The organism is Nocardia sp. NPDC059236 (assembly GCF_042754085.1).
Taxonomy (GTDB): Bacteria; Actinomycetota; Actinomycetes; order Mycobacteriales; family Mycobacteriaceae; genus Nocardia.
The window spans coordinates 371,461-396,402 of sequence record NZ_JBHZAF010000006.1; the positions used below are offsets into that span (position 1 = coordinate 371,461).

At 69.0% G+C, this 24,942-nt stretch carries 21 protein-coding genes and 1 pseudogene; 10 read left to right on the plus strand and 12 right to left on the minus strand.

Annotated features, from left to right (window positions below):
* The first annotated feature begins 62 nt into the window (after positions 1–62).
* From ACFXIV_RS18765 to ACFXIV_RS18780, 4 genes are all read left to right on the plus strand, one after another.
* Positions 63–683, plus strand: coding sequence for a DUF4386 domain-containing protein (locus ACFXIV_RS18765; protein ID WP_379400884.1), 621 nt, complete (start codon positions 63–65; stop codon positions 681–683).
* Positions 652–843 carry a hypothetical protein gene (locus ACFXIV_RS18770; protein ID WP_379400885.1) on the plus strand — a complete coding sequence of 64 codons (192 nt, stop codon included), beginning with the start codon at positions 652–654 and terminating at the stop codon, positions 841–843. Before ACFXIV_RS18765 ends, ACFXIV_RS18770 begins: the two co-directional genes overlap by 32 nt.
* 132 nt (positions 844–975) lie before the next feature.
* Positions 976–1,842: an RNA polymerase sigma factor SigI gene (sigI, locus tag ACFXIV_RS18775; protein ID WP_379400886.1), complete on the plus strand. Its 867-nt coding sequence runs from the start codon at positions 976–978 to the stop codon at positions 1,840–1,842.
* Positions 1,843–1,877: 35 nt separating this feature from the next.
* Positions 1,878–2,747 carry a hypothetical protein gene (locus ACFXIV_RS18780; protein WP_379400887.1) on the plus strand — a complete coding sequence of 290 codons (870 nt, stop codon included), beginning with the start codon at positions 1,878–1,880 and terminating at the stop codon, positions 2,745–2,747.
* Positions 2,748–2,773: 26 nt separating this feature from the next.
* On the opposite strand, the gene bla is transcribed toward ACFXIV_RS18780, so the two are convergent.
* Both bla and ACFXIV_RS18790 read right to left on the minus strand, forming a co-directional pair.
* A complete protein-coding gene (gene bla / locus ACFXIV_RS18785) occupies positions 2,774–3,643 on the minus strand; it encodes a class A beta-lactamase (protein ID WP_379400888.1) in 870 nt (289 codons plus the stop codon).
* Positions 3,644–3,779: 136 nt separating this feature from the next.
* Positions 3,780–5,558: a penicillin-binding transpeptidase domain-containing protein gene (locus ACFXIV_RS18790; protein ID WP_379400889.1), complete on the minus strand. Its 1,779-nt coding sequence runs from the start codon at positions 5,556–5,558 to the stop codon at positions 3,780–3,782.
* Positions 5,559–5,712: 154 nt separating this feature from the next.
* Between ACFXIV_RS18790 and ACFXIV_RS18795 the strand changes: the two genes are divergently transcribed.
* Positions 5,713–6,618, plus strand: a complete 906-nt coding sequence (locus tag ACFXIV_RS18795; RefSeq protein ID WP_379400890.1) for a serine hydrolase — start codon at positions 5,713–5,715, stop codon at positions 6,616–6,618.
* On the opposite strand, the gene ACFXIV_RS18800 is transcribed toward ACFXIV_RS18795, so the two are convergent.
* From ACFXIV_RS18800 to ACFXIV_RS18840, 9 genes are all read right to left on the minus strand, one after another.
* Positions 6,567–7,520 carry a LysR family transcriptional regulator gene (locus tag ACFXIV_RS18800; RefSeq protein WP_379400891.1) on the minus strand — a complete coding sequence of 318 codons (954 nt, stop codon included), beginning with the start codon at positions 7,518–7,520 and terminating at the stop codon, positions 6,567–6,569. The genes ACFXIV_RS18795 and ACFXIV_RS18800 overlap by 52 nt on opposite strands.
* Before the next feature lie 33 nt (positions 7,521–7,553).
* Positions 7,554–8,405: a thioesterase family protein gene (locus ACFXIV_RS18805; protein WP_379400977.1), complete on the minus strand. Its 852-nt coding sequence runs from the start codon at positions 8,403–8,405 to the stop codon at positions 7,554–7,556.
* 142 nt (positions 8,406–8,547) lie between these two features.
* Positions 8,548–9,030 carry an adenosine-specific kinase gene (locus ACFXIV_RS18810; protein ID WP_379400892.1) on the minus strand — a complete coding sequence of 161 codons (483 nt, stop codon included), beginning with the start codon at positions 9,028–9,030 and terminating at the stop codon, positions 8,548–8,550.
* A 110-nt stretch (positions 9,031–9,140) separates the two neighbouring features.
* On the minus strand, positions 9,141–10,649 hold the full coding sequence (locus tag ACFXIV_RS18815; protein WP_379400893.1) for an amino acid permease: 1,509 nt from the start codon (positions 10,647–10,649) through the stop codon (positions 9,141–9,143).
* Positions 10,650–10,683: 34 nt separating this feature from the next.
* Entirely contained in the window at positions 10,684–11,754 is a 1,071-nt protein-coding gene (locus ACFXIV_RS18820) for a Glu/Leu/Phe/Val dehydrogenase (protein WP_379400978.1), read from the minus strand.
* Positions 11,755–11,930: 176 nt separating this feature from the next.
* On the minus strand, positions 11,931–15,425 hold the full coding sequence (locus ACFXIV_RS18825; RefSeq protein WP_379400894.1) for an indolepyruvate ferredoxin oxidoreductase family protein: 3,495 nt from the start codon (positions 15,423–15,425) through the stop codon (positions 11,931–11,933).
* 213 nt (positions 15,426–15,638) lie between these two features.
* On the minus strand, positions 15,639–16,121 hold the full coding sequence (locus ACFXIV_RS18830; protein WP_379400895.1) for an Lrp/AsnC family transcriptional regulator: 483 nt from the start codon (positions 16,119–16,121) through the stop codon (positions 15,639–15,641).
* Between the two features lie 71 nt (positions 16,122–16,192).
* Positions 16,193–17,878, minus strand: coding sequence for a hypothetical protein (locus ACFXIV_RS18835; RefSeq protein ID WP_379400896.1), 1,686 nt, complete (start codon positions 17,876–17,878; stop codon positions 16,193–16,195).
* Positions 17,879–17,882: 4 nt separating this feature from the next.
* Positions 17,883–19,457, minus strand: coding sequence for an MFS transporter (locus ACFXIV_RS18840; RefSeq protein ID WP_379400897.1), 1,575 nt, complete (start codon positions 19,455–19,457; stop codon positions 17,883–17,885).
* Between ACFXIV_RS18840 and ACFXIV_RS18845 the strand changes: the two genes are divergently transcribed.
* The 5 genes and pseudogenes from ACFXIV_RS18845 (at position 19,396) to ACFXIV_RS18865 (ending at position 23,894) form a co-directional block, all read left to right on the plus strand.
* Entirely contained in the window at positions 19,396–20,427 is a 1,032-nt protein-coding gene (locus tag ACFXIV_RS18845; RefSeq protein WP_379400898.1) for a LacI family DNA-binding transcriptional regulator, read from the plus strand. The two genes, ACFXIV_RS18840 and ACFXIV_RS18845, sit on opposite strands and share 62 nt — an antisense overlap.
* 63 nt (positions 20,428–20,490) lie before the next feature.
* Positions 20,491–20,741: pseudogene (locus ACFXIV_RS18850) on the plus strand (ferredoxin family protein); the annotation flags it as partial.
* A gap of 123 nt (positions 20,742–20,864) precedes the next feature.
* Positions 20,865–21,446, plus strand: coding sequence for an LppP/LprE family lipoprotein (locus ACFXIV_RS18855; RefSeq protein ID WP_379400899.1), 582 nt, complete (start codon positions 20,865–20,867; stop codon positions 21,444–21,446).
* 29 nt (positions 21,447–21,475) lie between these two features.
* A complete protein-coding gene (locus ACFXIV_RS18860; RefSeq protein WP_379400900.1) occupies positions 21,476–22,891 on the plus strand; it encodes a glycoside hydrolase family 27 protein in 1,416 nt (471 codons plus the stop codon).
* Between the two features lie 34 nt (positions 22,892–22,925).
* Positions 22,926–23,894 carry an SDR family NAD(P)-dependent oxidoreductase gene (locus ACFXIV_RS18865; RefSeq protein WP_379400901.1) on the plus strand — a complete coding sequence of 323 codons (969 nt, stop codon included), beginning with the start codon at positions 22,926–22,928 and terminating at the stop codon, positions 23,892–23,894.
* Positions 23,895–23,907: 13 nt separating this feature from the next.
* Here ACFXIV_RS18865 and ACFXIV_RS18870 read toward each other — a convergent pair whose 3' ends face one another.
* On the minus strand, positions 23,908–24,918 hold the full coding sequence (locus tag ACFXIV_RS18870; RefSeq protein ID WP_379400902.1) for an SGNH/GDSL hydrolase family protein: 1,011 nt from the start codon (positions 24,916–24,918) through the stop codon (positions 23,908–23,910).
* Positions 24,919–24,942 lie beyond the last annotated feature (24 nt).

Here is a 24,942-nt window from a genome sequence, read left to right on the forward strand (position 1 = left end):
CATTACAGTCTGTAATCATTATTAGGTCAGCACGGTTCGCCCGAGATTGAGGATCACCGCTGATGAGCACCACCATCGCTCGCACCAACCCCGCAGTTCTCGCTCCCGTCGCCGCGTTCGCTGCGCTCACCATCGCCTACGTCGCCACCAACGCCCGCACCCCGCACCCGGACGCGAGCGGTGCGGATGTGCTGGCCTACACCACCGCGCATGCCGGGCTCATCGATGCCGGAGCGCTGCTGCTGGTGTTGTCCGCCGCGCCGCTGGCCATTGCCGCCGGGCTCATCCAACAGGTGCTGCGCGGTCCGTCCATCGCCACCATCGGCGGTGCGCTCGCCGCCGGCGGGCTCACCTTCAGCGCGCTGTTCTCCTGGGCCGGCGGGCGGCTGAACGCTGCTGCCGCACCGGAACTGGCCCGCGCGATCGCCGATCTGGGCTTCCTGTCCGGCGGCCCGGCCTACGCGGCCGGCTTCGGGCTGCTGGCCGTCGGCATCGCGATTCCGGCGCTGCTGGAACGGAAGCTGCCGACCTGGCTGATCTGGTGTGGATTGGCCGTCGCCGCCGCGGCCGCGCTGTCCACGCTGGCGCTGATCGTCTCCGGGTTCGCCTTCCTGCTGCCGGTGGTCCGCTTCGGTGGTCTGCTCTGGCTGATTGCCGTGGCAGCCGTGCTGTCCCGGCGCTGAACCGCCCGGCGCTCTGCCGATTCACCTGCTGCTCGACCTGAAGACCGAGAACGTCGCCACCCACATGCCCGAGGTGGTGCGGCAGCAGGTGGCGGCGTCGCATCCGCTGCGGCGCATGGGATTGCCCGCCGATGTGGCGGGCGGGCGCATCACCAATTGAACCGCGCCCCAACCGAATCGCGTCATCAACCGAGCAGCGCGCCGATCGAGCGGCGGTGGCCCATCCCGCGTCACGCCGCTCAGTGTTTCCGGCGGCCGGTAACTTTCGGCGGGCATGTCCCGTCATATGGGTATGAGCACCGAAGACCGGCCGGACGACCCGTTCACCGGAGCCTGGCGGCGGCATCGCGCGTACGTGGTGGACCTGGCCTTCCGGCTGCTGGGCGATATCGGCGCGGCCGAGGACGCCGCGCAGGAGGCGTTCACCCGGCTGGCCCGCATGCGACCCGGCGAGGTGAGCGACGAGCGCGCCTGGCTGACCGTCGTCACCAGCCGCCTGTGTCTCGACGAATTGCGCAGTGCGCGAGCGCGTCGCGAGCAGGCCGGGGATCCGGGGCAGCTGGAGGCCGAGACACCGGTCGCGCACGCCGTGCCCCTCGACCCGGTCGACCGCATCACCCTCGACGAGGAGGTGCAGCTGGCGCTGTATCGCATGCTGCAGCGCCTCGCGCCCGCCGAGCGGGTGGTGCTGATCCTGCACGATGTGTTCGCGGTGCCGTTCGAGCTGGTCGCGGACACCGTCGGGCGGCCGGTCGGCACCTGCCGGCAGCTGGCGCGCCGGGCTCGCATCAAGATGTCGGAGGCGCGGCGGCCCGGCGGCCCGGTGGCCCCGGCCGAGCACCGGGCGGTGACCGAGCGGTTCATCGCCGCCTGTGCCGGTGGGGATCTGGACGAATTGCTGGCGGTGCTGGATCCGGAGGTCTGGGGCATCGCGTCGTTCCGGCCGGACTCGCCGATCGTGGCGCGGCCGAGCCGGGGGCCGGAGATGGTGGCCGCCAATATGATCGCGTTCTGGGGGCCCGGGGTCACGCTGGTCACGCATTCGGCGTTCGGGCGGCCCGCCTTGCTGGCCTACCGGGATCGGGAGCTGTTCGGCGTGCTGGTGCTGACCATTGCGGGCGATCGGATCGTGAGCATCGAGGCGACCGTGGATGTGTGAGGTAACTTTCCGGGCGGGCGTCCCGTCTTGAATTCATGACTCACAACAGGATTCGTGCGCGGCACGGAAAACTCGCGGTAGCGGCGCTGTTCGGGATGATGCTGACCTGGAGCGCGCCGGCCGCGCACGCCGATCGGGCTGCCGATGCGGACCGGTACCTGGGTGTCTGGAACTACGATCAGCCCAACCGCGCGGATGCCACCGATATCGCCTCGGTCGGGCAGTTCGGCCTCGGGCTGCTGACGTTTCCGCAGGTCGGGACGGTGGATTTCGCGAGGAGTGCGGATGGGGACATCACCGGCCACACCGATCAGGGCTGCACGTGGCACTTCCGGGTGAACGGCGACGCCCTGGATCTGACCAGCACCGACCAGTACTGCTTCAACTCGGTGATCGGCTCGGGCTACAACATCTACTACTGGCACGTCACCGTGCACGACGGGCACGAGCAGGAGGTGATCCGCGCCAACAGCTATCTCCCGTACGGCACTTTCGATTTCGAACTCGCCAATGGCAAGCGGACCAGAGCCGACGCCGCCGATCCGGGTGACGCGGCACGGTTGTTCACCGGCTCCTGGGCGTACGACCCCACGAATCTCGCCTACCTGAACAACCTCACCTCACCGGGATACCAGCCGAAAACAGGTGTGGTGCAGATCGATTCGAGTGCCGGACCGCTGACCGCCCACACCGACGACGGCTGCTCGTGGACCCTGGACGCCCACGGCAACACCGCCGAACTCGCACCCGCCGGCCAGACCTGCCAAACCCCCGGTGGCACCGTCACCGTGTCGTTCTGGTCGATGGCCAGCGATGGCACGCACCTGATCTCCATCATGAACAGCACCGACCCGCAGGGCGATTCGTCCTTCCTCGCCAGCGGCAGCTCGACCCGGCAGCCCTGACCCGCGTCGGCTGCCGGGCCCGCGGGCTAGCGGACGGCCCCGACGGCCGCCTTGGTGACGGCTGCGACCAGCGAACTGTCCGGCGTGGCGGTCTGCTCCGGTTTGTCGGTCAGGACGGCGATGACCAGCGGTGCGGAACTGCCTGCGGGCCAGGTGATGGCGACGTCGTTGGCCGCTCCGTGGCCGTCACTGGTGCCGGTCTTGTCGGCGGTCTTCCAGTCGGCGGGGACTCCGGCCCGGATGCGGTCCTTACCGGTGCTGGTGGCCAGCAGCCAGTCGGTCAGCTGGGCGCGCTCGGGTGCGGCGAGCGCGTCGCCCAGCACCAGGGCGCGGTAGTCGGCGGCCAGGGCGGCGGGGGTGCTGGTATCGCGTTGGTCGCCTGGGATATTGGAGTTCAGGTCCGGTTCCCAGCGATCCATGTGGGTGACCTGATCGCCGATCGACCGCAGGAAGGTATTGAGACCCTCCGGGCCGCCGATCAGCTTCAGCACCTGGTTGCCCGCCGTATTGTCGCTGATCGTGATGGCCGCGTGGCAGAGCTCGCGCACCGTCATGCCCGAGTCGACCCGGGTCTTGCTGATGGCGCTGCCGCCGATCACGTCGTCGGCGGTGAAATGGATGACCTGGTCCAGGAATCCGCTGGCGAGTGGGTGCGTGTGCAGCAGCGCGCCGCAGGCCAGGCCCTTGAACGTCGAGTCGAAGCCGAAGCGCTCGTCCTGGCGATGGCCGAAGGATTTCCCGGTGCCGGTGTCGGTGACGAATACACCCGCGCGGGCGCCGTGGTCGCGCTCGAGCGTCTCGATCGCCGTGTCGGTGCTGGTGACCGAGGTGGAATTGCTTTGGGCAGCTTCGCTTTTCGTCGCCGACGTGCAGCCTGCCGCGAGTGGTGTCAGCAAGAGGAGCGAAATCAGGGCACGATATTTCAGGGTCGACAAAACAAGCCTCTCAATCTTTTTCGAGTGCTGAAGGTGTATGCGGCTCGCGCCGTATGGAATTGGTGTCGAGGAGAAACGGAATCGGTGTCGTGGGGAGTCAGTGCGGGGCGCGCAGCATGCGGCCCGCGGCCTGCACGGCGGGCTCGGAGCTGCCCGCGTCACTGATGAAGACGGCGAACGCGAGATCCCCATCGATGCCGACGAACCAGCCGTGCGCGTGCTTGTCGTCGATGTACTCGGCGGTGCCGGTCTTGCCGAGCAGACCGGGAATATCACGCAGTTCCGTGGCCGTGCCGCCCGTAATCGTTTCCCGCATCATGGATTTCACCTGATCGGCAATCCCCGGCGGCAGCGCGGGCGGCTGCCTGTCGGGCTTGCCGGGCTGGCCCTGGACCACCGTCGGCGGTTGGACCGGGCCCTGCGCCAGCGCGCCGGCCAGCAGCGCCATGCCGAACGGCGAGGCGGTCACCTTGCCCTGCCCGATGCCCTCCTCCACCCGCAGCGCGGGCGTGTCGGCGGTGGGCACCTTGCCGGTGACGGTGGTCAGTCCGGGCGTCACATAGTCGATGCCGAGCCCGAGCTGGGCGGCGGCATTGGTCAGCCCGTCCGGTGCGAGCTGGACCGCCAGCCGGCCCATGGTGGTGTTGCAGGACTTGGCGAAGGCGGTGTGCAGCGGCACCTGGCCGAGGTCGAAGTTGTTGTCATTGGGGATCTCCCGGCCCTCGATGTTCTCCTTGCCGGGGCAGGCGACCATGGAGTCGGGAGTGACCTGGCCGGCCTGCAGCGCGGCCGAGACGGTGACCGTCTTGAAGGTCGAGCCCGGCGGGTACAGCCCGGTCAGCCCGATCGGTCCCTGCGCGTCACCGGCCGCGTTCTGTGCCATGGCCAGCACGTTTCCGGTCGACGGTTGCACCGCGACAATGGCCGCCGGGGTGGTGATCGGGGCCAGCGCGGCCTCGGCGGCCCGCTGCAAACCGATATCGAGGGTGGTGTGAATATCGGTGACCGGCTTGGGATCCGGACCGCCCACCCGCTGCGTGCCGTCACTGCCCTGGGCGCGCACGGCCCAGCCGGCGGCGGCGTCGGCCTGCTGCTGCCACAGGTCGGAGAGGCCCGAGAAGGTCGGGGAGGACAGGGCCTTGTCGACGGCCAGCAGCCGGGTCTGCTGGGCGGTGGTCACATTCGCGAGGTTCGTGAGGGCGGCTTGGACGGTGGCGTAATCGGATTCGCGCAGAGTGACCGCCGTGATCGGTTTGCCCTGGGCCGCGGCCAGATCCGATTGCAGGCTCGCGGCCGTGACATCCGGTGCGACCGGTTGCAGTGCTGCCGCGACGGCCGCCGGGTCGGCTCCGGGCGCGACGTTGACCAGCGTCACCACCTGCTGGGTGAGCAGATCACCGCCGGCGCTGTCGAGGACCTTGGCGGGGTCGGGGTAGACGAGGCTGTAGGACAGCGGGCCGAAATTGAGGCCGGGCGCGACGGTCGCGGGATCCCACTGGATCTTCCAGTCGCCGCCGGACTGCGTGGCCCGGCCCGAGGTGGTGTACGTCCACTCGTTCTTGCCGTCCTTGCCCAGCTTCCAGGTGGCGGCCAGCGTGAAGGTGCCGCCGTCGTCGGTCTTCTCGACCTTGCTCGCCGCGAAATGCACCTGCTTGCCCAGGCTGTCGTAGAGCGGGCCGAGTGCGGCGGAGGCCTTGGCCGGGTCGCTGGTGGCGTTGGCGGCCGCCGGTACGTCGTCGCGGTTGAGGGCGTCCGCGAAGCCGTCGACCGTCTTGGGCAGTCCGGACGTGGCATCCGATCCGGAGCATGCCGTCGCCGTGACCAGCATGGCCGCGGCGCAGACACCGGTGAGGGCCTTCCTGCTGAACTCTGCCATGACAGCCACCCCAACATGGATCACCGGTGGCTGTCCAAGACCAACACGGATGAGAACCGATATAGCAATCGATATCGTCGCAGCGTGCGGGGTGTCTTGGGGTGGCGTCACGGGCGGTTGACGGGCCGATCGGGGCACCGGGAATGCTGGGGGAGTGGACGAGATCTTCCGGACGGCCGGTGTCGAGGGCCGGGTGCATGCCCGCTGTTTCGATTGTGACGGCGAATTCGGCTGGGCCGCCGACGAACCGGTGGTGTTGTCCTCGGTGGTGAAAGTGCCGCTGGTGCTGGAGTTCGCGCGGCAGGTGGCGGCGGGGCAGCTCGATCCGGCCGATCGGGTGCGGGCCACGGCGGCGGACCGGCTGGGCGGCGTCGGCACCGCGGGCTGCCACGACGATGTCGAATTCAGCTTGCGTGACGCCGCCTACTTCGCGCTCACCGTGAGCGACAATACCGCCGCTGACCTGCTGTTCGATCGGGTCGGCGTGGAGAATGTGCGGTCGCTGGCGCGCGAGCTCGGGCTCACCGGCACCCGGATCATGGGCTCGCTGCGCGACATCCTCTACAGCATGGCCGAGGACATCGGGGCGCGTGACCTGTACGAATTCGCCCGGCGCTACCCGGAATCCAGCGCGGCGGAGGTGTTCGGCTCGCGGGCGGTGGATCCGCTGCGCACCACGGCCGGGACCGCGCGGGATATGACCCGGCTGCTGTGGCTCATCGGCGAGGATCGCGCGGGCTCGCCCGAGGCGTGCCGGTTCGTGCGGGATCTGATGCGGCAGCAGGTGTTCGGGCATCGGCTGCCGTCGGCGTTTCCGCCGGGCACGGACATCTGGTCCAAGACCGGGACGCTGCCCGGGATCCGCAATGAGATCGGGGTGGTCGGGTATCCGGATGGAAGCCGGTACGCGGTCGCGGTTTTCACCGCGTCACACAGCCTGGCCGGGCGGCAGCCCGCGGTGGATCGGGCCATCGGCGCGGCGGCGCGACTGGCCGTCGAGCGCATCGATCACGGCCGGCCCGCGACCACGTCCCAGGGCCGGCGCTGCGGCGTGTCTTGAATCGGGGCCGGACGGGACGCGCCGTCACCCTGCACCACCGTGACGATGAGGTCGGCGAGTTCCCGGACCAGCGGGTGCGGGGCGGCGGCGGGCCAGGTCAGGGCGAGCCGCCAGGTCAGCGTGCCCTCGGGCAGTGGCCGCCACACCACGCGCGGCTCCTTCTGCGCCACCAGGCCCTGGTCGAAGGCGACGCCGCGGCCGGAAAGCACCATGCCGAGCACGAATTCGGGATTGCGGGCGTGCTGCACCGAGGTGGGGCGGAAACCGTGCTCCCAGCAGGTGCGCAGGGTGGCGTCGTAGAGGCCGGGCGCGGCGGCGCGCGGGAAGATCACCAGTCCGTGCCCGGCCAGATCGGCCAGGGTGAGGGCGGCCCGCGCGGCGAGCGGGGAATCGCGCGGCAGCACCACGCCCAGCGGGGTCTCCACCGCCGGGCCCGAATCCAGGCCGACCACATCCACCGGGTACTGCAGCAGCCCCGCGTCCAGTTGCCGATCCGCCAGCAGCCGCACCTGTTCGGCGGTGGTCAGCTCCTGGAGGTCCACCCGCACCTGGCGGCTCTCGAACGCGGTGAGGATGGCGGCCAGCACGCGGCCCGCCAGTTCGGGCGGCACGCCCACCCGCAGTGCGTCGATCTCACCCCGATGCGCCTTGCCGACCAGCGATTTCGCCCGCTCCCAGCGCGCGATCAGGTCCCGCGCCTCCACCAGGAGGATCTGCCCCGCCTCGGTGAGCTCCACCCGCCGGCTGTCGCGTTCCAGCAGCCGGGCCCCGATATCGCTCTCCAGCTTGCGGATTCGCTGGCTGAGCGCCGGCTGGGCGATCCGCAGCCGCTCGGCCGCCCGGCCGAAGTGCAACTCCTCGGCCACGGCGATGAAGTAGCGCAACTGACGCAGCGGATCCACCCGACCGACGATATCGGTTTCCTTATCGCCGGGTCAGGCCCGGGCGCGCACCTCGAGAATCTGCAGGCAGCGCCCGATCGGCCCGCGCTCGTCGTGCAGCACGGTCGAGCACATCCCGACCCCGTCGGGCCCGATCGACGTCTGCACCGCGAGCCCGATCCACTCGCCCTCCGGCAGCCGGAACAGGTCGATCGTCAGGTCGGTGTTCAGGAACGTCCACTGATACGGATCCAGCTGCGCCCCAATCCCATTGGCCACATCCGCCACCGAGAACACCCGCACCAGCGGTGAGATCTCCTCCCCTTCGACCACCTCGACGAGGGGCCGCACCCACACCCGCCGGGTGATGTCGTCACTCTCCACCGCCCGGATGTCCACCGACTTCACATACCCGACATCCCACCCGTCCGGCACGCCCCACCCGATCTCGGACGCCTCCGGCACCGTCGGCAGCGGCGCGTCGGCCGTATGCACCACCGACGAACTGTCCGACGTGGCAATCCGCCATGCCGAAGCCTTCGCCACCGCCCGGCGGCTCCCATCCGCCTGCGTCGCCACCAACTCCGCCCCCACCAACTCGACCCGCCTCCCCGGCCGCTCCACCCACGCCCGCACCTCGACCTCCCCCACCGGCACCGGCCCCAAAATCTCCATCGTCAACCGGGCAACCCGCGCCCCCTCCCGAGGCACACACCGCTCCACCGCCCGAGCCAGCAGCGCCGAAGGCGGCGCCCCGTGCTGCATGGAAGCCGCCCACACACTCACCGTCGACCCGGTAGCCCCAAACCGCTCGAACCCCTCATCCCCCACCCCCTGCGCGACGTAATAAGCCTTGGTCCCCGCCTCCTCCAAGTCCGCCCGCTCCACCGCTGTCACGTCATGCATCTGCGTCACCCAGCCAACGTATCAGCCCACGTCCAACCCACTAGACGCTGTACGACAAACGCCCGATTCCACTTCGCAATGAACGCAGCGCGAGCGCTGCTGGAATGCGAGAGCGGCGGTCGACTTCCCCGAGGTGGTGGGGTCAGAGTTTGTAGCCGATGGCGCGGAGGAGGTGGTGGCGGTCGGTGCGGTCGGTCTCGGTTTCGATTCCGAGGGGCGGTGCACCGTCGACGACGCCGATGATGCCGCGGCCGAGGGAGGTTTCGGCGATGAGGACCTCGACGGGGTTGGCGGTGGCGCAGAAGATGGTGCAGAGCTCGGGGATGTGGCGGATCGCGTTGAGGACGTTCACGGGGTAGCCGTCGCGGAGGAAGACGATGAAGGAGTGGCCGGCGGCCAGGGCTGTTGCGTTCTTGGTGGCGAGGTCGACGAGGTCGTTGTCGTTTCCGGACCAGCGGATCAGGCGCGGGCCGGAGGCTTCGCAGAAGGCCAGCCCGAAGCGGAGTTGCGGGCCGGTGCCGACGAGGGCTTCGTGCATGTCCTCGACGGTCTTGATGAAGTGGGATTGCCCGATGATGACATTGAGCTCATCGGGATTCTCGATGGGCACCGCTGTCAGTTCCATCGGGCTATCGTCCCTCGTCAGGCGGCCGGGGAACAAGATCAGGGAGCTGTCGGGGTGGGAATTCGGGCGAATTCCCACGGTGACAGCTCCCTGATCTTGTCGGGGCTGGGTCAGGACACGGGGTCGGGTTCGGGGGCTGGGATGGATTCGGCGGCGGGGGCCTGCTGCTTGCCGAGAATCGAGTGGCGGCGGCTGTAGGTGAAGTAGATGACGATGCCGAGGACCATCCAGATGACGAAGCGGAGCCAGGTTTCGATGGAGAGGTTCAGCATCAGCCAGAGACAGGCCAGGGCGGCGAGGATGGGGATGACCGGGACGAGCGGGACTCGGAAGCCGCGCTTCAGGTCGGGGCGGGTGCGGCGCAGGATGGGGACGCCGAGGGAGACGAGGACGAAGGCCACGAGGGTGCCGATATTGACCATTTCCTCGAGGGTGCCGAAGTCGACGAAACCGGCCAGGAGGGCGCAGGCGACGCCGACGATGACGGTCAGGCGGACGGGGGTGCCGTGCTTGCCGGTGTGGGCGAGGCTGCGGGGGAGCAGGCCGTCGCGGGCCATGGCGAACAGGACGCGGGTCTGGCCGAGGAACATGACCATGACGACCGTGGAGAGGCCCGCGAGCGCGCCGATGGAGATGATGTTCTTCACCCAGGTCGCACCGTGCAGGGCGAAAGCGGTTGCCAGGGTGGCGTTTCCGCTCGCGAGCTCGGTGTAGGGGACCATGCCGGTGAGGATCAGCGAGACGGCGACGTAGAGCACCGTCACGATGGCCAGCGAGCCGAAGATGCCGCGCGGGACATCACGCTGCGGGTTGCGGGTCTCCTCGGCGGTGGTGGCGACCACGTCGAAGCCGACGAAGGCGAAGAACACCAGCGAGGCCGCGGCGAGCAGGCCGTACCAGCCGAAACTCGTTCCGCCGGAACCGGTCAGGAAGGAGAACAGCGACTGGTGCACGCCGCCGGCCTGCGCGGAGGGCTGCGACGGCGGGATGTAGGGGCTGAGGTTGGACGCCTTGAAGTAGGTGGCGCCGACCACCAGCACGAGTGCGATCACGGCCAGCTTGATGGCCACCGCGACGGCCGAGACCCGCGAGGACAGTTTGGTGCCGGTGGCCAGCAGTACGCCGACGATGGCGATGATGACCACCGCGCCCCAGTCGAACGAGATGGATCCGACGTGCGCGACCGGATTCACCAGGCCGCCGAGCACCTCGCCGAGATACTGCGACCACCCCTTGGCGACCACCGAAACGGCAAGGGCGAACTCGAGAATGAGGTCCCACCCGATGATCCAGGCGATGATCTCGCCGAAAGTGGCGTACGCGAACGTGTACGCACTGCCCGCCACCGGCACGGTCGAGGCGAATTCGGCGTAGCACAACGCCGTCAGCCCGCAGGCGATGGCCGCGAACACGAAGGCCAGCGAGACCGAGGGTCCCGCGACCGTGCCCGCGGTCCGGGCGGTGAGCGTGAAAATGCCCGCCCCGATGACCACCGCGACACCGAAGATGGTGAGATCCCTCGCCGTCAGATCCTTGCGTAGCTTGGAATCCGGCTCATCGGTATCCCGGATCGACTGCTCGACCGATTTGGTGCGGAACACTCCGCTCGCGAACGCCACTTGTCGTCTCCTCTCTGAAACTACGGTGCGGCGATCAGAGGGCCCGCGGGATGGCGTCGAGACGCCGCTCCGCGAACCTGTTGGCCGCCGCTCCGGTGCCGATTCCCTCGGCTTTGGATTCCGCGATGATGTCGCGGCAGCGGTCGAAGATGCCCCTCACCGCATCTTCGACCTCGGCCGGCGCTGCCTGACGCAGCTCACCGGCCACCTGAACGAGCCCACCGCCATTGGCCACGAAATCCGGGACCCAGGTGATGCCTCGCTCGTTCAGGGCGTATTCCACTGCGGGCGTGGCCAACTGGTTGTTGGCGGCGCCGCAGACGAGTTTCGCCTCGATGGCCTCGGCGCTGGACGCGGTGAGCGTGCCGCCGAGGGCGCAGGGGGCGTAGACGTCGACCGGAGCGGTGGATACGTTGCTCAACAGTCGAACCGACGGATTGTCCTTCGAAATGCGTTCCAGTGCCGCCTCGTTCACGTCGGTCGCGCAGACCTCCGCGCCGTCGGCGAGCAGCAGCTGGATGAGTTCGCGGCCGACCTTGCCGACACCCTCGACGCCGACCGTGCGGCCCGCCAGCGTGGGTGCGCCCCACACGGATTCGGCGCCGGCGCGCATGGCGTTGAACACGCCCAGCGCGGTGAGCCGGGCGCTGTCGCCGGAACCGCCCGCCGCGGTGCTGCGACCGGTGACATGGCTGGTGTAGCGGCCGATGGCGTCCAGGTCATCGGTGTTGGTGCCCACATCGCCCGCGGTGATGTAGCGCCCGCCGAGCGATTCGACGAACCGCGCGTAGGCCGCGAACAGCTCCTCGCTCTTGTCGAGGGCCGGATCGCCGATGATGACGGCCTTGCCGCCGCCCAGGTTCAGACCGGCGGCCGCCGCCTTGTAGGTCATGCCCCACGACAGTCGCAGCACATCGTCCAGCGCTGCCGCCTCCGAGGCGTAGGGGTACATCCGGGTGCCGCCGAGCGCCGGGCCCAGCGTGGTCGAGTGAATCGCGATGATCGCCTTGAGTCCGCTCTTGTCGTCCTCGCAGAACACCACCTGCTCGTGGCGCCGGGCGCTCAACTCGCGCGAGCGGCCGAAAACCCCTGCGTCGGTGTGCATTGCGGTCACAATCGATTCCTTTCGTGGACGCCGCTTGTGGCGGCTGGGTGGTGGCCGCGTGGTGGGCGGCCGGGTGTCGTGCCCGGATTCCGGGCACAGGTCTCCGCGGTACGGCGGCGGGAACGATGCCGCCGTACTGCGTCGGGTATGGAATTGGGAAGGGTGAGCGGCCCGGGTCAGCCGTCGAGGCCGAGCTCGCGGAGGCGGGCGCGGTAGAGCTCGACATTGCCGAGCTTCACGTCCTCGTAGCCGCGGACCAGGTCGGGCAGGGCCGCCGCCTCGGTGGCGGTGGCGTAGCCGTCGGTGGTGAGATCGGCCGCGAGGCGGCGGACCATGCCGGTGTAGTGGGACAGCAACTCCCGCTCCACCTTTCGGACATGGGCGTAGCCGAAGGGGTCGAGCTTGGTGCCGCGCAGGGACTTGCCCTTGGCGAGCAGCTTCAGGGCCACATGGGATTTGGGGGTGAGGCCGATCTTCTTCTTGCGGCCGAGGGCGCGGAGCACCGGGGGATGCAGCTTGTAGGTGAGGTTCTCGCCGCCGGGGACCTGGGCCCGCACCTCGTCGAGGAAGGCCGGGTCGACCAGCAGCCGGGCCACCTCGTACTCGTCCTTGTAGGCGGTGAACTTGTACAGCCCGCGTGCCACGGCCTCGCTGAACTCGGTGCGGTCGGTGACCGCGCGCTCGGCGTTCCAGGCGGCCTGGACGGTGTCGATGTAGCGGCGGGCGACCTTGGCGTTCTGGTAGCCGATCAGCTCGGCGGCCCGCAGCTCCACCAGTCGCCGGACCTCGCCCTCGAAGCTGGTGCCCGCCAGCAGCTCGGCGGGGGCGATACGCGGAGTGCGCTGTGCCGCCGCCGAATCCGTGGCAGCCGCGAAGGCGGCCGGATCCGCGATGGCCACGCGACCCCAACGGAATGCCGCGATATTGGCCGATACCGCGACCCCGTTGATGGTGATCGCCTCTTCGATCGCCGCGGCGGGCAGCCGCAGGCCGCCGGTCTGGAAGGCCGCGCCGACCATCAGGAAGTTGGCGGCGGCGGTATTCCCGAACAGCTGCTGTGCGGCCGCCAGGGCATCGAAGCCGAACTGCGAATCCGACACCGCCGCAAGCCGATCCAGCAGCGGACCGGTCTCCGGGTAGGTGACCGACTTGTCGTAGACCATGTCACCGGTCGGGGTCCGGCTGGTCGAGGCGACCACGACCGTCGCAACCGGATTGCCGTACTGCAGGTTCTTGGGATCAGCGGCGGTCAGCAGATCGATGGCCATGATGCAGTCCGCGCTGCCCGGGGTGAGCCGGTTGGACGGCTCCAATTCCGTTGTGGAGAACCGCAGGTGGGACAGCACCGGCCCGGCCTTCTGGCTGAGCCCGATCTGGTCCAGGCTCTCGACCGCGTACCCGGCTCGCAGCGCGGCGGTGGCCAGCACCTGGTTCACCGTCACGATGCCGGTGCCGCCGATGCCCGCGATGAGCACGTTCTGCGTGCCCAGCGGCGCGCCGAGTCCCGGATCGGCCACCACGGGCGGCTCGGCCGCCTTCCGGCGCTTCGGAGCGGCCGACTTGGAACCCTTGCGCCCCTTGGCATCCGGGTTCAACTCCACCGTCACGAACGACGGGCAGTCGCCGTCCAGGCAGCTGTAGTCGGTATTGCAGGAGGTCTGGTCGATGCGCGTCTTGCGCCCGAACTCGGTCTCCACCGGCTGCACCGACAGGCAGTTCGACTTGGTGCCGCAGTCGCCGCAGCCCTCGCACACCGCCTCGTTGATCACCACGCGGGTATTGCGCACCGGCAGCGTGCCGCGCTTGCGCTGGCGGCGGGCGTCGGCGGCGCAGTGCTGGTCGTAGATCAGGACGGTGACGCCCTCGATCTCGCGCAGCATCTTCTGCGCCTCGTCGAGCCGGTCGCGATGCCACAGCAGCGTGCCCTTGGCCAGCGCCTTCCTGTTGTGCCGCTTGGGATCGTCGGCGCAGATGACGATCTGCTTCACACCCTCGACGGTCAGCTTGTGGGTCAGCTTCGCGACTGTCAGCCCGCCCTCCACATCCTGCGCGCCGGTCATGGCGACGACCTCGTTGTAGAGCAGCTTGTAGGTGATGTTCACCCCCGCCGCCACGCACGCCTGGATGGCCAGCTGCCCGGAGTGGAAGAAGGTCCCGTCGCCGATGTTCTGGAACAGGTGCGGCACATCGGTGAACGGCGCCTGCCCGATCCACTGGCTGCCCTCACCGCCCATCTGGGTCAGGCCGGTGACCGCGCTGTCGCTGCGCCCGGACAGGGTGACCAGGGTGTGGCAGCCGATGCCGCCACCGCCGATCGAGCCCTCGGGCAGGGCGGTGGAGCGGTTGTGCGGGCAGCCGCTGCAGAAGTACGGGGTGCGCTTGGCGGACAGCACCTCCAGCGAAAGCGCCGGCGGCGGAGCCTTCTTCAGCTCGACCCGCTCGCGCAGCACCCGCCGCAGCGGGGCCAGCAGCCGTCCCGCGGTGAGCTCGCCGTCGAACGGCATGAGCGGCAGGCCGTTTCCGTCCAGCTTGCCGAGGATCTGCGGGGCATCGACGGTGCCGTACAGGATTTCGCGGATCTGGGTCTCGATGAAGGCGGTCTTGTCCTCGACCACGATCACCTGCTCCAGACCCCGGGCGAACTCGGTGACCCGCTGTGCCCCAACCGGATACGGCATGCCGATGCGCAGCAGGCGAATGCCCGCGCGGTGCATGGCCTCCTCGTCCACACCCAGATCGACCAGCGCCTGACGCACCGCGTCGAAGGTGGTGCCGGTGGCCGCGATGCCGATCCGCGCGTGCGCCGGATCCACCTCGATGACATCGAGGTCATTGGCCGTCCCGAAGGCGCGCACGGTGGCCCAGCGTGGCCCGTACAGGTCGGCCTCGGCCAGCACGCTGTCCGCGGGCGCCGCCATCGGCCGCTGCCGGTAGGCGAAAGTCTTTCCCTCCCACTGCACTTCGGGTACGTCGATGGGGAGCTCAGCGACCGAGGAATCCACCGTCCACGCGCCGTCGGCGACATCCGCCACGATCTTCAGGGCCACGATGCAGCCCGAGGCCCGCGACAGTGCCACCCCCTGCATGCCCATGGTGATGATCTCGCGGGCATTGCGCGGGAACAGCACCGGCACACCCATGGCCGCCAGCGACCGCTCGCTCACCGCGGGCACGGTCGAGGACTTCGAGGCCGGATCGTCACCCACCAGCAGCAGCACGCCCCCGCGCGGATTCACCCCGTACATATTGGCGTGCCGGATGGCGTCGGTGGCCCGGTCGACGCCGGGCCCCTTGCCGTACCACACACCGACGACGCCGTCGTGGGTCGCCGTCCCGGCGGGCAGATCCGCCTGGCTACCCCACACCGAGGTGGCGGCGAGCTCCTCGTTGAAGCCCGGCACGAAGGCGATGTCGTGTTCGGACAGCACATTCGGCATGCCCAGCAGCATCTTGTCGACCCCGCCCAGCGGGCTCCCCTGATACCCGGACACGAAGGTCGCGACCCGGTGGCCGGCGCGCATATCGCGGACATGCTGTTCCACCAGCAGGCGGGCGATGGCCTGCACACCGGTAAGAAGGACCGGGCCTGCGCCGGACCGGTAGCGGTCGGCGAGGTCGTAGGGCGTAGCCGGTTCGGCCTGTCGAACAGGCGCGCAGGCAACGTCGGTCATGAACAGTCACCACACTCTCCACAGCCCAGATCGTGAGCTGCAAACCAAGGGACCAAAGCGATCGGTGCAGCGAAATCTGCCGTGGTGTGTGATCCGTGTCAACAGATGCGCGAAAAGTTGATCAGACTGCTCAAAAGTGATCTGGAACACTGTGACGTACGTAGCATTTTGCTCGAGCGTTCACGTGGAAGTCCGCTCGAGTCCCCCGGTTCGTCATTCGGGGGGCTGGCTCGTCAGATGCTCGACGAGCGGCAGCGACCGGTACTCGACCGGAGTCGCGAGGGCCAGCATTGTTTCGGTGTGCTTCACACCGGGGATCGCGTGCACGCGCTGGATGATGGACAGTAGATCCGGCTGGGACCGGGCCGCGATCCGCACCAGCAGATCCCCGCGCCCGGTCGTCGCGTGCACCTCGAGCACGTTCGGGAACTCCCGCAATGCCTCGACGATGTCGTTCATCTTGTTCTGGTTCAGCTCGATGCCCAGGAATGCGTGCACCGCGAACCCGATGGCCTGCAGATCCACATCCGGCGGATACCCCCGCACCGCGCCGGACGCCTCGAGCCGCTTCATCCGCGCCTGCACGGTGTTGCGCGCGATCCCCAGCCGCTGCGCCAACTCCAGAATCGGCACCCGCGGATCGGCCGCCAACTCCGCGAGCAGCGCGGAATCGAGGCCGTCGATCTTGATGCTCATGCCGCATTGTCGCACAGCCGCAGGCCGGGGCCGGCGGGCCGGAAAAGTCGCTCCGGCCCGCCGGCCGTGGCTCAGCTCAGGCCCAGGACCACGGCATTCCCGTCATGATCGCCCGTCGAGGGCCTTTCGCTACTCGCGATTGCACCGCGCAGGGAGGCGAGCAGCGCGGGGGGTACGGGGACGATCAGGTCCACGGTGCGATCGGCCGGGGTGCCCGCGGAGTGCGGTCCGCCGACCCGGGTGGGCTCGTTGAACGACAGCTCGCGATGCAGGGACGCGAGGTCGAGCAGCTCCAGGGCCGGGCCGGGGCGTTCGGGGGCGGAGTGATCGATCATGGTGGAGCGGATGATCAGGTGATTCGAATCCTGCTGGGGGAGGACCAGTTCCAGCAGGCGGGTCTGGCAGGGCCATTCGCACAGGCCGGAGGTGAGTACGTGCCAGAATCCGCCCGCGGGGTCCTCCTGCGGATCGGGACGGTGGCGCGGGGTCACCTCGTTGCGGTGCTCGTGCCCGGCGATCCACAGCACCACATTGCCGAAGCGGTGCAGCAGCGCCTCCAGATCGGCGGCGAGGTAGCGGGTTTCGCCGTCCGGGTCGGGTGTCGTGTTGGTCAGCATGCCCAGACCGTGGTGGGAGGCGATGATCACGGCGCGGTCCCGGTTCCCGGTCCGGACGATCGCGCCGTCCTCGCCGCGATACGACGAGTGCGCCGCGATCAGCTGATCGACCAGCCAACCCCATTGGCGTGCACCGATACTGCCGGTGACGTGCCCGGCGGGGTGGGTGGAGTCCAGCACGATCATCCGCACGCCGGGGACCGCGTCGTAGCTGTAGTAGGTGGTGCCCTCGATGAGGTTCTGCTCGGTGAAGCCGTGGCCGCGCGGCTCGGTGGGGCTGTCCAGATGGGCGCGCACGTATTCGGCCGGGCTGATGACCCGGCGGTCGGTCCGGGCGGCGATGGGGACGGCCGGACCCTGCGAGAGCACGGTCGGATCGGGCAGGTACCGCCGGATCGGATCGGCGGGCGGGTCGATGCCCAGCGCCGTGGGCGCACTGTCGCCGGTGACCAGCGCCTGGTACTCCGCGGTGACGGGCGCGCGGCCCTGGACCAGGCAGTCGTGGTTGCCGAAGCAGGCCAGCCAGGGCACGCCCAGGCCGCGGGTGCGGAAGGGGCCGGCGGCGGCCGCCAGCAGGCCCGGGACGTCGGGGAATCCGTGCTCGCGCTTGTAGACGTCGCGGGATTCCGGTTCCGGGTTGTAGAACTCGGCCGAGACGGCGTACGCGGGCAGTGTTCTGGTCTCGGTCGCACCGAAGTTCGGGTCGAGTACGGTGTCGCCGTCCAGCAGCGCGAACAGGGCCGACAGCTCGTTGGATTGCGCGCTGTCGATATTGTCGCCGGTGGTGACGACGAAATCGATGGTGTCCGTTCCGAGTTCGCGCAGTGTGCGAATGGTGGCCTCGAAGGCCTGCAGTGCCACCGGTTCCTGCGGGCGGTAGGCCGGGAACATGAACTCCCACCCGGGCCGGCCCGCCAATCCGTGCAGAAAGGTGAGACGGCCTGGGGAGACGGGATCGGCGATCTGGAAGTCGGTCAGCTGGACGAATCGCGCCACGGTCGCACCCGGGTCGAGGGTGGCGCCGGGGGCGAGTTCGGTACGGGCCGACCGCGGTTCGGCCGGACCGCGTTCCAGGCCCCGATACCGGCCATCCGCGTCGAGTGCCGCGCCCGGCCGGATCGTGTGATCGGGAAAGGTCACCGGATCAGCCCACGGATTCCGGTGCGGCCGAACCGGATTGCGCGCGGCCGGAGATCTCCGCCGAGAGCTCTTCCAGCGTGCGGCCCTTGGTCTCCGGGGCCAGCGTGGCCGCGATGGCCAGGCCGATGACACTCGCGCCCACGAACAGCCAGAGCACGTGGTGCAGGCCCCACGACTTGATCAGCGTGGGCAGCCACAGGGTGCCGATGATCGCGCCGATCCGCGACACCGCGGTGCCCAGGCCATTGGCGGTGGCGCGCACGGCGGTCGGGAAGACCTCGCTCGGATAGACCAGGTTCACGATGCCCGGCCCGGAATTGGCGAACAGCACCGCCGCGCCGAGCAGCACCACCAGGCCGGTCAGTCCCGGGTTCTGCCACAGCGCCAGCACCGTCAGGGCGAGGAACATGCCGATGAAGCCGACGATCAGCAGCGGACGGCGGCCCACCCGGTCCACCAGGGCGACACCGGTGAACGCGCCCGCGACGCCGACCAGGGCGATGATCAGCGAACCCGTATAGGTGCCGGTCGTACTGGTCGTGACCTGCTTGAGGATGGTCGGCGTATACAGCGTGATGCCGTAGTACGACAGCGTGTACATGAACCAGAACCCGCAGCAGAAGAACGTGTAGCGCAGCAGCGGCATGGTCAGCAGCGTGCGCCACGGCGAATCATGCTGCGGCGCAGCGGGTCCGGACAGCCGTGCGGTTGCGTCGCCCAGTCCGGTGAGCACGGCGTTCGCCTCCTCGCCGCGGCCCTGGGCGGCCAGCCAGCGCGGGGATTCCGGGATGCTGCGCCGCATCCACAGCACGATCAGCGCGAATACCGCACCCAGGACCAGCATGACGCGCCACATGGCGTCGCCGAGCGGGAGCAGGGCCAGCGCGAAGGCGTAGGTGGTCGCCGCGCCCACGAACCAGGTGGCGCCGAGGCGGCACATGAGGCTGCCGCGGCGTTGGGCGGGTGCGTATTCCGCGAGCAGCGAGGTGGAGATGGTGTAGTCCGCGCCCAGGGCCAGGCCCAGCAGGAAGCGGCAGACCAGCAGCTGCCAGGCGTCCTGGGCCAGCGCGGCGACCAGGGCGAAGAAGACGAACCCGATGAGGTTCACCAGGTACATCTTCTTGCGGCCCAGCCGGTCGGTGAGGCGGCCGAAGACCAACGCGCCCACGAACATTCCGACCACCGCGGCCGCGGACAGCGCACCGGCCATGAAGGTGGACAGGTGCCACTGCTTGGTGACGGTCGGCAGTGCGACCGCGATCACCGTGATGTCGAAGCCGTCGAGGAACATGCCGGCGGCCGAGAGCACGGTCACCTTGCGGTGGAAGGTGGTCAGCTCGGTGGAGTCGAGGACTGAAAAGGCATCGCTGGACACGATGGTCCTTCCTGGGGAGATCGAATTGCTCAATCGTTTTAGCAAAGGTAGAGGCGTCGAAGCGAGCACTCGCCCCGGACGTTGTCGAGAGTTCAGAGTGCGGTCATCCGAGTTCAGCCTCCGTTCGCTAGTGTTTCTCTCCGTGGTAGCCGGGAGCGAACCGATCACGCAGCGCGATGTGGCGATATCGCTCGGAGTCTCCATTTCGGCGGTCAGCCTGGCACTCGCCGGGCGGCCCGGCGTCAGCGACCAGCTGCGAGAGCGCATTCTCCAACGCGCCACCGAACTCGGCTACCGGCCCAATGCCTCCGCGGTCGCCCTGCGCACCCGGCGCACCCGGGTACTGGGACTGCTCATCCGCAACCTGCGCAACCCGCACTTCCTGGATGTGATCGACGGCTTCGACGAAACCTGTTCCGCCGCGGGCTACGACGTCATGGTCGGCTCCTCGCGCTACGACGCCGGCCGGGAGCGTCAGCTGCTCGACGCTTTCCAGCATCGGGCAGTGGACGGGCTGGCCATCGCACCCATCGGCACGAGTCCGCATGCGCGGGAATGGCATTCGGTCACCCGACGGCCGGTGGTGCTGCTCGACACCGCCGACCGCGAGCATCCCGGGCTCACCATGAGCGTGCGCTCGGACCAGGAGACCTCGGTCGATCTCGCGGTGCGGCATCTGCTCGGCCTGGGACACCGGCGGCTGGCCATGGTGGTGGCGCCACCGGAGAAGTCCCCGGATCCCGAACGGCTGGAACGCTTCCGGCGGCTCGGCGCCGAACTCGGCTTCACCGCCCTCCCGGTGACCACCGAACTCTCCGCCGCCGCGGCCCGCGCCGCCGTCACCGCGGCCCTGCGGGCGCACCCGGACGAGCGGCCCACCGCGTTCATCACCAACAGCGACTACATCGCCCACACCGTCTACCTGTCCGCCGCCGACTGCGGACTCCGTGTACCCGAGGACGTTTCGGTCATCGGCCACGACGACCTCCCCACCTCCCCCTCCCTGTCTCCGGCCCTGACCACCCTGGCCGTGGACCGCCACGCCATCGGCTGCCGCGCCGCCACCCTCCTGATCGACGCCCTCCACTCCCGCCCGATCGACCAGCCCAACATCGTCGTCCCGGTCCACCTCGAGATCCGATCCTCAACCGCCCCACCACCCCGGACCACCTAGATTGCGCCGCGCCCCAGGCTCGGCCGGCAGCCGCCGCTGACCCGGATCGGATCGGTCTGCATCGGCGACCGCATGGCCTACATCAACCCCGACGAATGCACCGACTGCGGCGCCTGCGAACCGGCCTGCCCGGTCGAGGCCATCTACTACGAGGACGATATGCCGGACGGGCAGGAGGAGTTCATCGCCGAGGATCGGCGGTTCTTCGACGAGCCACTGCCCGGCCGCACCGAGGCGCTCGGAGCGCCGGCCGCGCCTTCCGATTCGGCGCGGCGGGCGTCGACACGCCGCTCGTGGCGGCGTATCAGAGGTAGGGGCTGGGGACAGTCCGGCGAATCGCTTGTGGCAGAACGCGGTACCCGCCGACGGCATGCCGGCGACCCCCGTATCGGGACCCTGCCGCTAACGCGAGTTCCCGGCACCCCGATGATCTAGAGGTGACAGGTGCACGGCGGGATGCCATCAAGACCAGGTCAGTGGCGATTCTCGCGATGGGCGCTGCCCTCGCGGCGGTGGCCACCGGCTGTGGGACCACCACTTCGACGGGCCCCAGTTCCACGGCCCCCACCTCGGCTCCCGTCGCCGCCCAGCAGTCCGACGCCCCGGCGGGCAGCGGCCACGGGCTCTGCCTCGACATCAATTCCGACCTGGCCCGGGAGGCCATCGCGCGGCTGTCGCCGCCGCCGGTCGGCGGGTGGAAGACGGGTCAGGCCGCCGATGATCAGATCTCCGCGGGTTGTGCCGGGGTGCTGTCCTGGATGACGGTGAATTCCGACACCAACCACCCGTACACCCACGTTCTGTTCTTCACCAACGGCACGTATCTGGGGACGGCCACCCCCAACCCGTACATGTACACGATGGTGACCGGCAAGACCCGCACCTCGCTGTCGCTCACCTACCACTGGCTCAACGGCAACGACCCCATGTGCTGCCCCCAGGGCGGACCCAGCGTGGTCACCTTTACTCTCACCGGCACTACTGTGAAGGCCGACGGCCAGCTCCCGCCGCACAATTGAACCTTCCGTCATCCGAGGAGACGTCCCGCGTGCGAGTTGGAATCCTGTCGTTCGCGCTGGTCGTCGCCACCGCCCTGCTGACCGCCGACACCGCGGCCGCGCCGCCGCGTCCCGCCCCGATCGCAGCGGTCGGTGGCCGGCTCACCCCGCCCATGGGCTGGAATTCGTGGAATTCCGGAATTCCGCTGACCGAGCAGAACATCCACGAGGTCATCGACACCATGGTCGGCTCCGGCATGCGCGACGCCGGATACCGCTACGTGAATCTGGATGCCGGATGGGCTGCCCCGAAACGCGACGCCGCCGGGAACCTGCGGGCCGATCCGCGGCGGTTCCCGCACGGCATGGCCGCGCTCGCCGACTACGCGCACGCGCGCGGCATGTATCTGGGCCTGTACTCGAGCCCCTACAACGAGACCTGCGGGCAGACGCCCGACAATGCCGGTCGCGGGCACGAGACCGCGGATGCACGGACTTTCGCGGGCTGGGGCGTCGACTTCCTCAAATACGACTGGTGCCGGGCCGACACCGACCTCGCCGAGCAGGTGCCCGCCTTCACCGCCATGCGGGATGCCCTGCGCGCCAGCGGGCGGCGGATCGTCTACAGCATCAACCCGAACAGTTCCGGCAACCTGCACGCGGGCGGGGACTACGACTGGTCGACCATCTCGGATATGACCCGCAATACCGCGGATCTGATTCCGCTGTGGCACAACGGGTCGCCGGATCAGCACCTGGCCACCCGATCCGGGCGCGGCCTGATCGGTGTCACCGACGAGCTGGGGGCCGCCGAGCCGCTGGCCACCCGCACCCGCCCGGGCTACTGGAACGATCCCGACATGATGGTGGTCGGGCTGCCGCTGACCGAGTTCATCGGCGCGCATCTGGCGGGCTATCCCGCCGACGTTCTGGGCGGGCCGTTGACGACCCGCCAGATTCTCGAACTCGAGACGTCGTTCGATCTGTCGCCCGAGGTGGTCGGCCGCCTGCGTGATCCGCAGTTCAGCCTTGATCCCGAGGAGCAGCGCGCGCACTTCTCGCTGTGGGCCATGCTCGCGGCGCCGCTGATCGCCGGAAACGATGTACGCGCGATGTCCGAGCGGACACGCGCCCTGCTGACCAATGCCGATGTCATTGCCGTGGACCAGGATTCGCGGGTGGCGCAGGCGACGCCGCTGCCGGGGGACGGGCGGATTCTGGTCAAGCAGCTCGCCGGCGGCGCGGTGGCGGTGGCCGTGTTCAATCCTGGCGATCGGGCGGCGACCATCGAAACCGGGCTGGCCGCAACCGGATTGCGGCAGGCCGAGTGTTACTCGGTGCGCAATCTGTGGACGCACACCGACACCACGACCACCGGTGCACTGAGCGCCGCCGATATTCCGGCGCACGGTGTGGCCATGTTCGAGGTCGGTTCCGGCTGTGCGGCAACTCCATCCGGAGAGTAGACAGTAGAACTATCCGATAGTTACGCTATCCATTATGGATGCCAGCACTGAGCCCGAATCCGCCGCCGAACCCGGCCCCGCCTCGGGGGTCAGCAGGCGACGGCTCCTCACCACCACCGGAGTCGCCGCGACCCTCACCGCGGCGGCGGGCGCGGCCGGCGGCATCGCCCTCGTCCAGGGCGGAGCGCCGACCCCCGTGGTAAAGCCTTCCGGCGCACGGCGTTTCGACCGGAAGGTAGTGCTGATCACCGGCGCCACCTCCGGGATCGGCCGCTCGGCCGCCCTGATGTTCGCCGCCGAGGGCGGGCACGTCGGATTCTGCGGCCGCAGAGAACAACTCGGCCGCCAGGTCGAACAGCAGATCCGGGCCGCGGGCGGGGAAGCCACCTACATCCGGGCCGATGTCCGGGTGGAATCCGATGTGCGCCAGTTCGTGGACGCGGTCGCCGACAAGTACGGCGGGCTCGACGTCTGCTTCAACAATGCGGGCATCACGCTGCAGAAAGCCTTGCACGAGTACAGCTCCGCCGAATGGGACGACGTCGTCAACACCGACCTGCGCGGCAACTTCCTGGCCTTGAAATACGAGATCCCGCACCTGATCGCCCGCGGCGGCGGGGTCGTGGTCGTCACCTCCTCGTCCAACGCCATCGCCACCACCGAGGGCCGGGCCGCCTACACCGCCGCCAAACGCGGGCTGGTCGGCATGGTCCAAGCGGCCGCCTACGACTACGCGGACAAGAACATTCGCATCAACACCCTCATCCCCGGCACCACCGACACCGAACTGGTCCGGCGCGCGGCAGGCGCGATGAACCTCCCCGACGAGGTATGGAAGACCATGACCGAGGTCTACGGCAAACAGCACGTCCCCGGCCTGCGCCGCATGGCCACCCCCGACGAGATAGCCGCCTTCGCCCTGGCCCTGGCCTCCGACGACTTCCCGTACATGACCGCTGCCCAGATGGTGATCGACGGCGGCAAAACCGCCTACGCGGGATAGCGGCTACTTCGGATCAACGGGTCTGTGTGATGCGGCTGTGGACCTCGGCGGCTAAAGCGGCGTCGCCGCGGGGCGTGGGGTGGAAGGGGAGGCCGACGAGATTCACCTTGGGGTCCAGGACGGAGAGGAGCCAGGGGTCGGGGGAGCAGAGGCCGTGGCCGGCGGTGGGGGTCCGGGCGTCGACGAAGTCGATGGAAAGGGCTTGGGCGGCATCGCGTTCGGCGTCGTCCAGGCGGTTCCAGAATTCGTTGATGGCAGTGGCTCGGGGCTGGACGTAGCGGAAGACGCCCAGGACGTCGAGACACCAGGCGGTCGAGTTCGCCGGGGCCAGTTCGGGATAGCCGATCAGTTCGATCTTGGCGTTGGGGGCGTAGTACTTCACATAGTCGACCACTTTGCGGATGCGGTCGGCGTAGGCCGGTCCGTTGACCGTGTCGAGGTCGGGCCATCGGCCCTGGGACACCGCATCGGCGTCGCAACCCTGAGAGATGTTGAACGCGCAGGTCAATTGGGCGGGGGCATCGGCGGTGGTCGCCGAATCATGCGGCCACTCGTCGTTGGCTCCCAGCTGGATCGCCACCACCTGGGTGCGGGGCCCGAACGCCCCGTTCTTGGCGGCCTTGATCGCCAGCTGCGCCAGGGTGTAGCCGTCGCGGCCCGGAACCTGCTGCCCGCTCGAGGTCACGGGGCCGCTGTCGATCGACGCGTTGGTGCACGTGGCGTTCTCGAAGTCCGAGGTTCCGGCGACGCCCATGAGCGTGCTCAGCTGGACGGGCCAGGACGTGTCGCGGTGCAGGCATTCGTGTGCCGCGACGTCGTTGTTGCCGTCGCATTTCACCAGGACCCCATCGCACGGCGGGTTCGCGGCGAACGAATCACCCATGACCACAAGCGTTTTGCCCTCGACCGGAGCCGGTTCGTCGGCGGCGGCGGTGCCTATCGAGCCGGCCGCGGCGAGAACGGCGACGGCGGCGGCCAGCCTGAGTGGAAGCACGGCCCCGCTGCTGGTCCTGAAACTGATCAATGCAAATCCTCGATGACGTCGGCA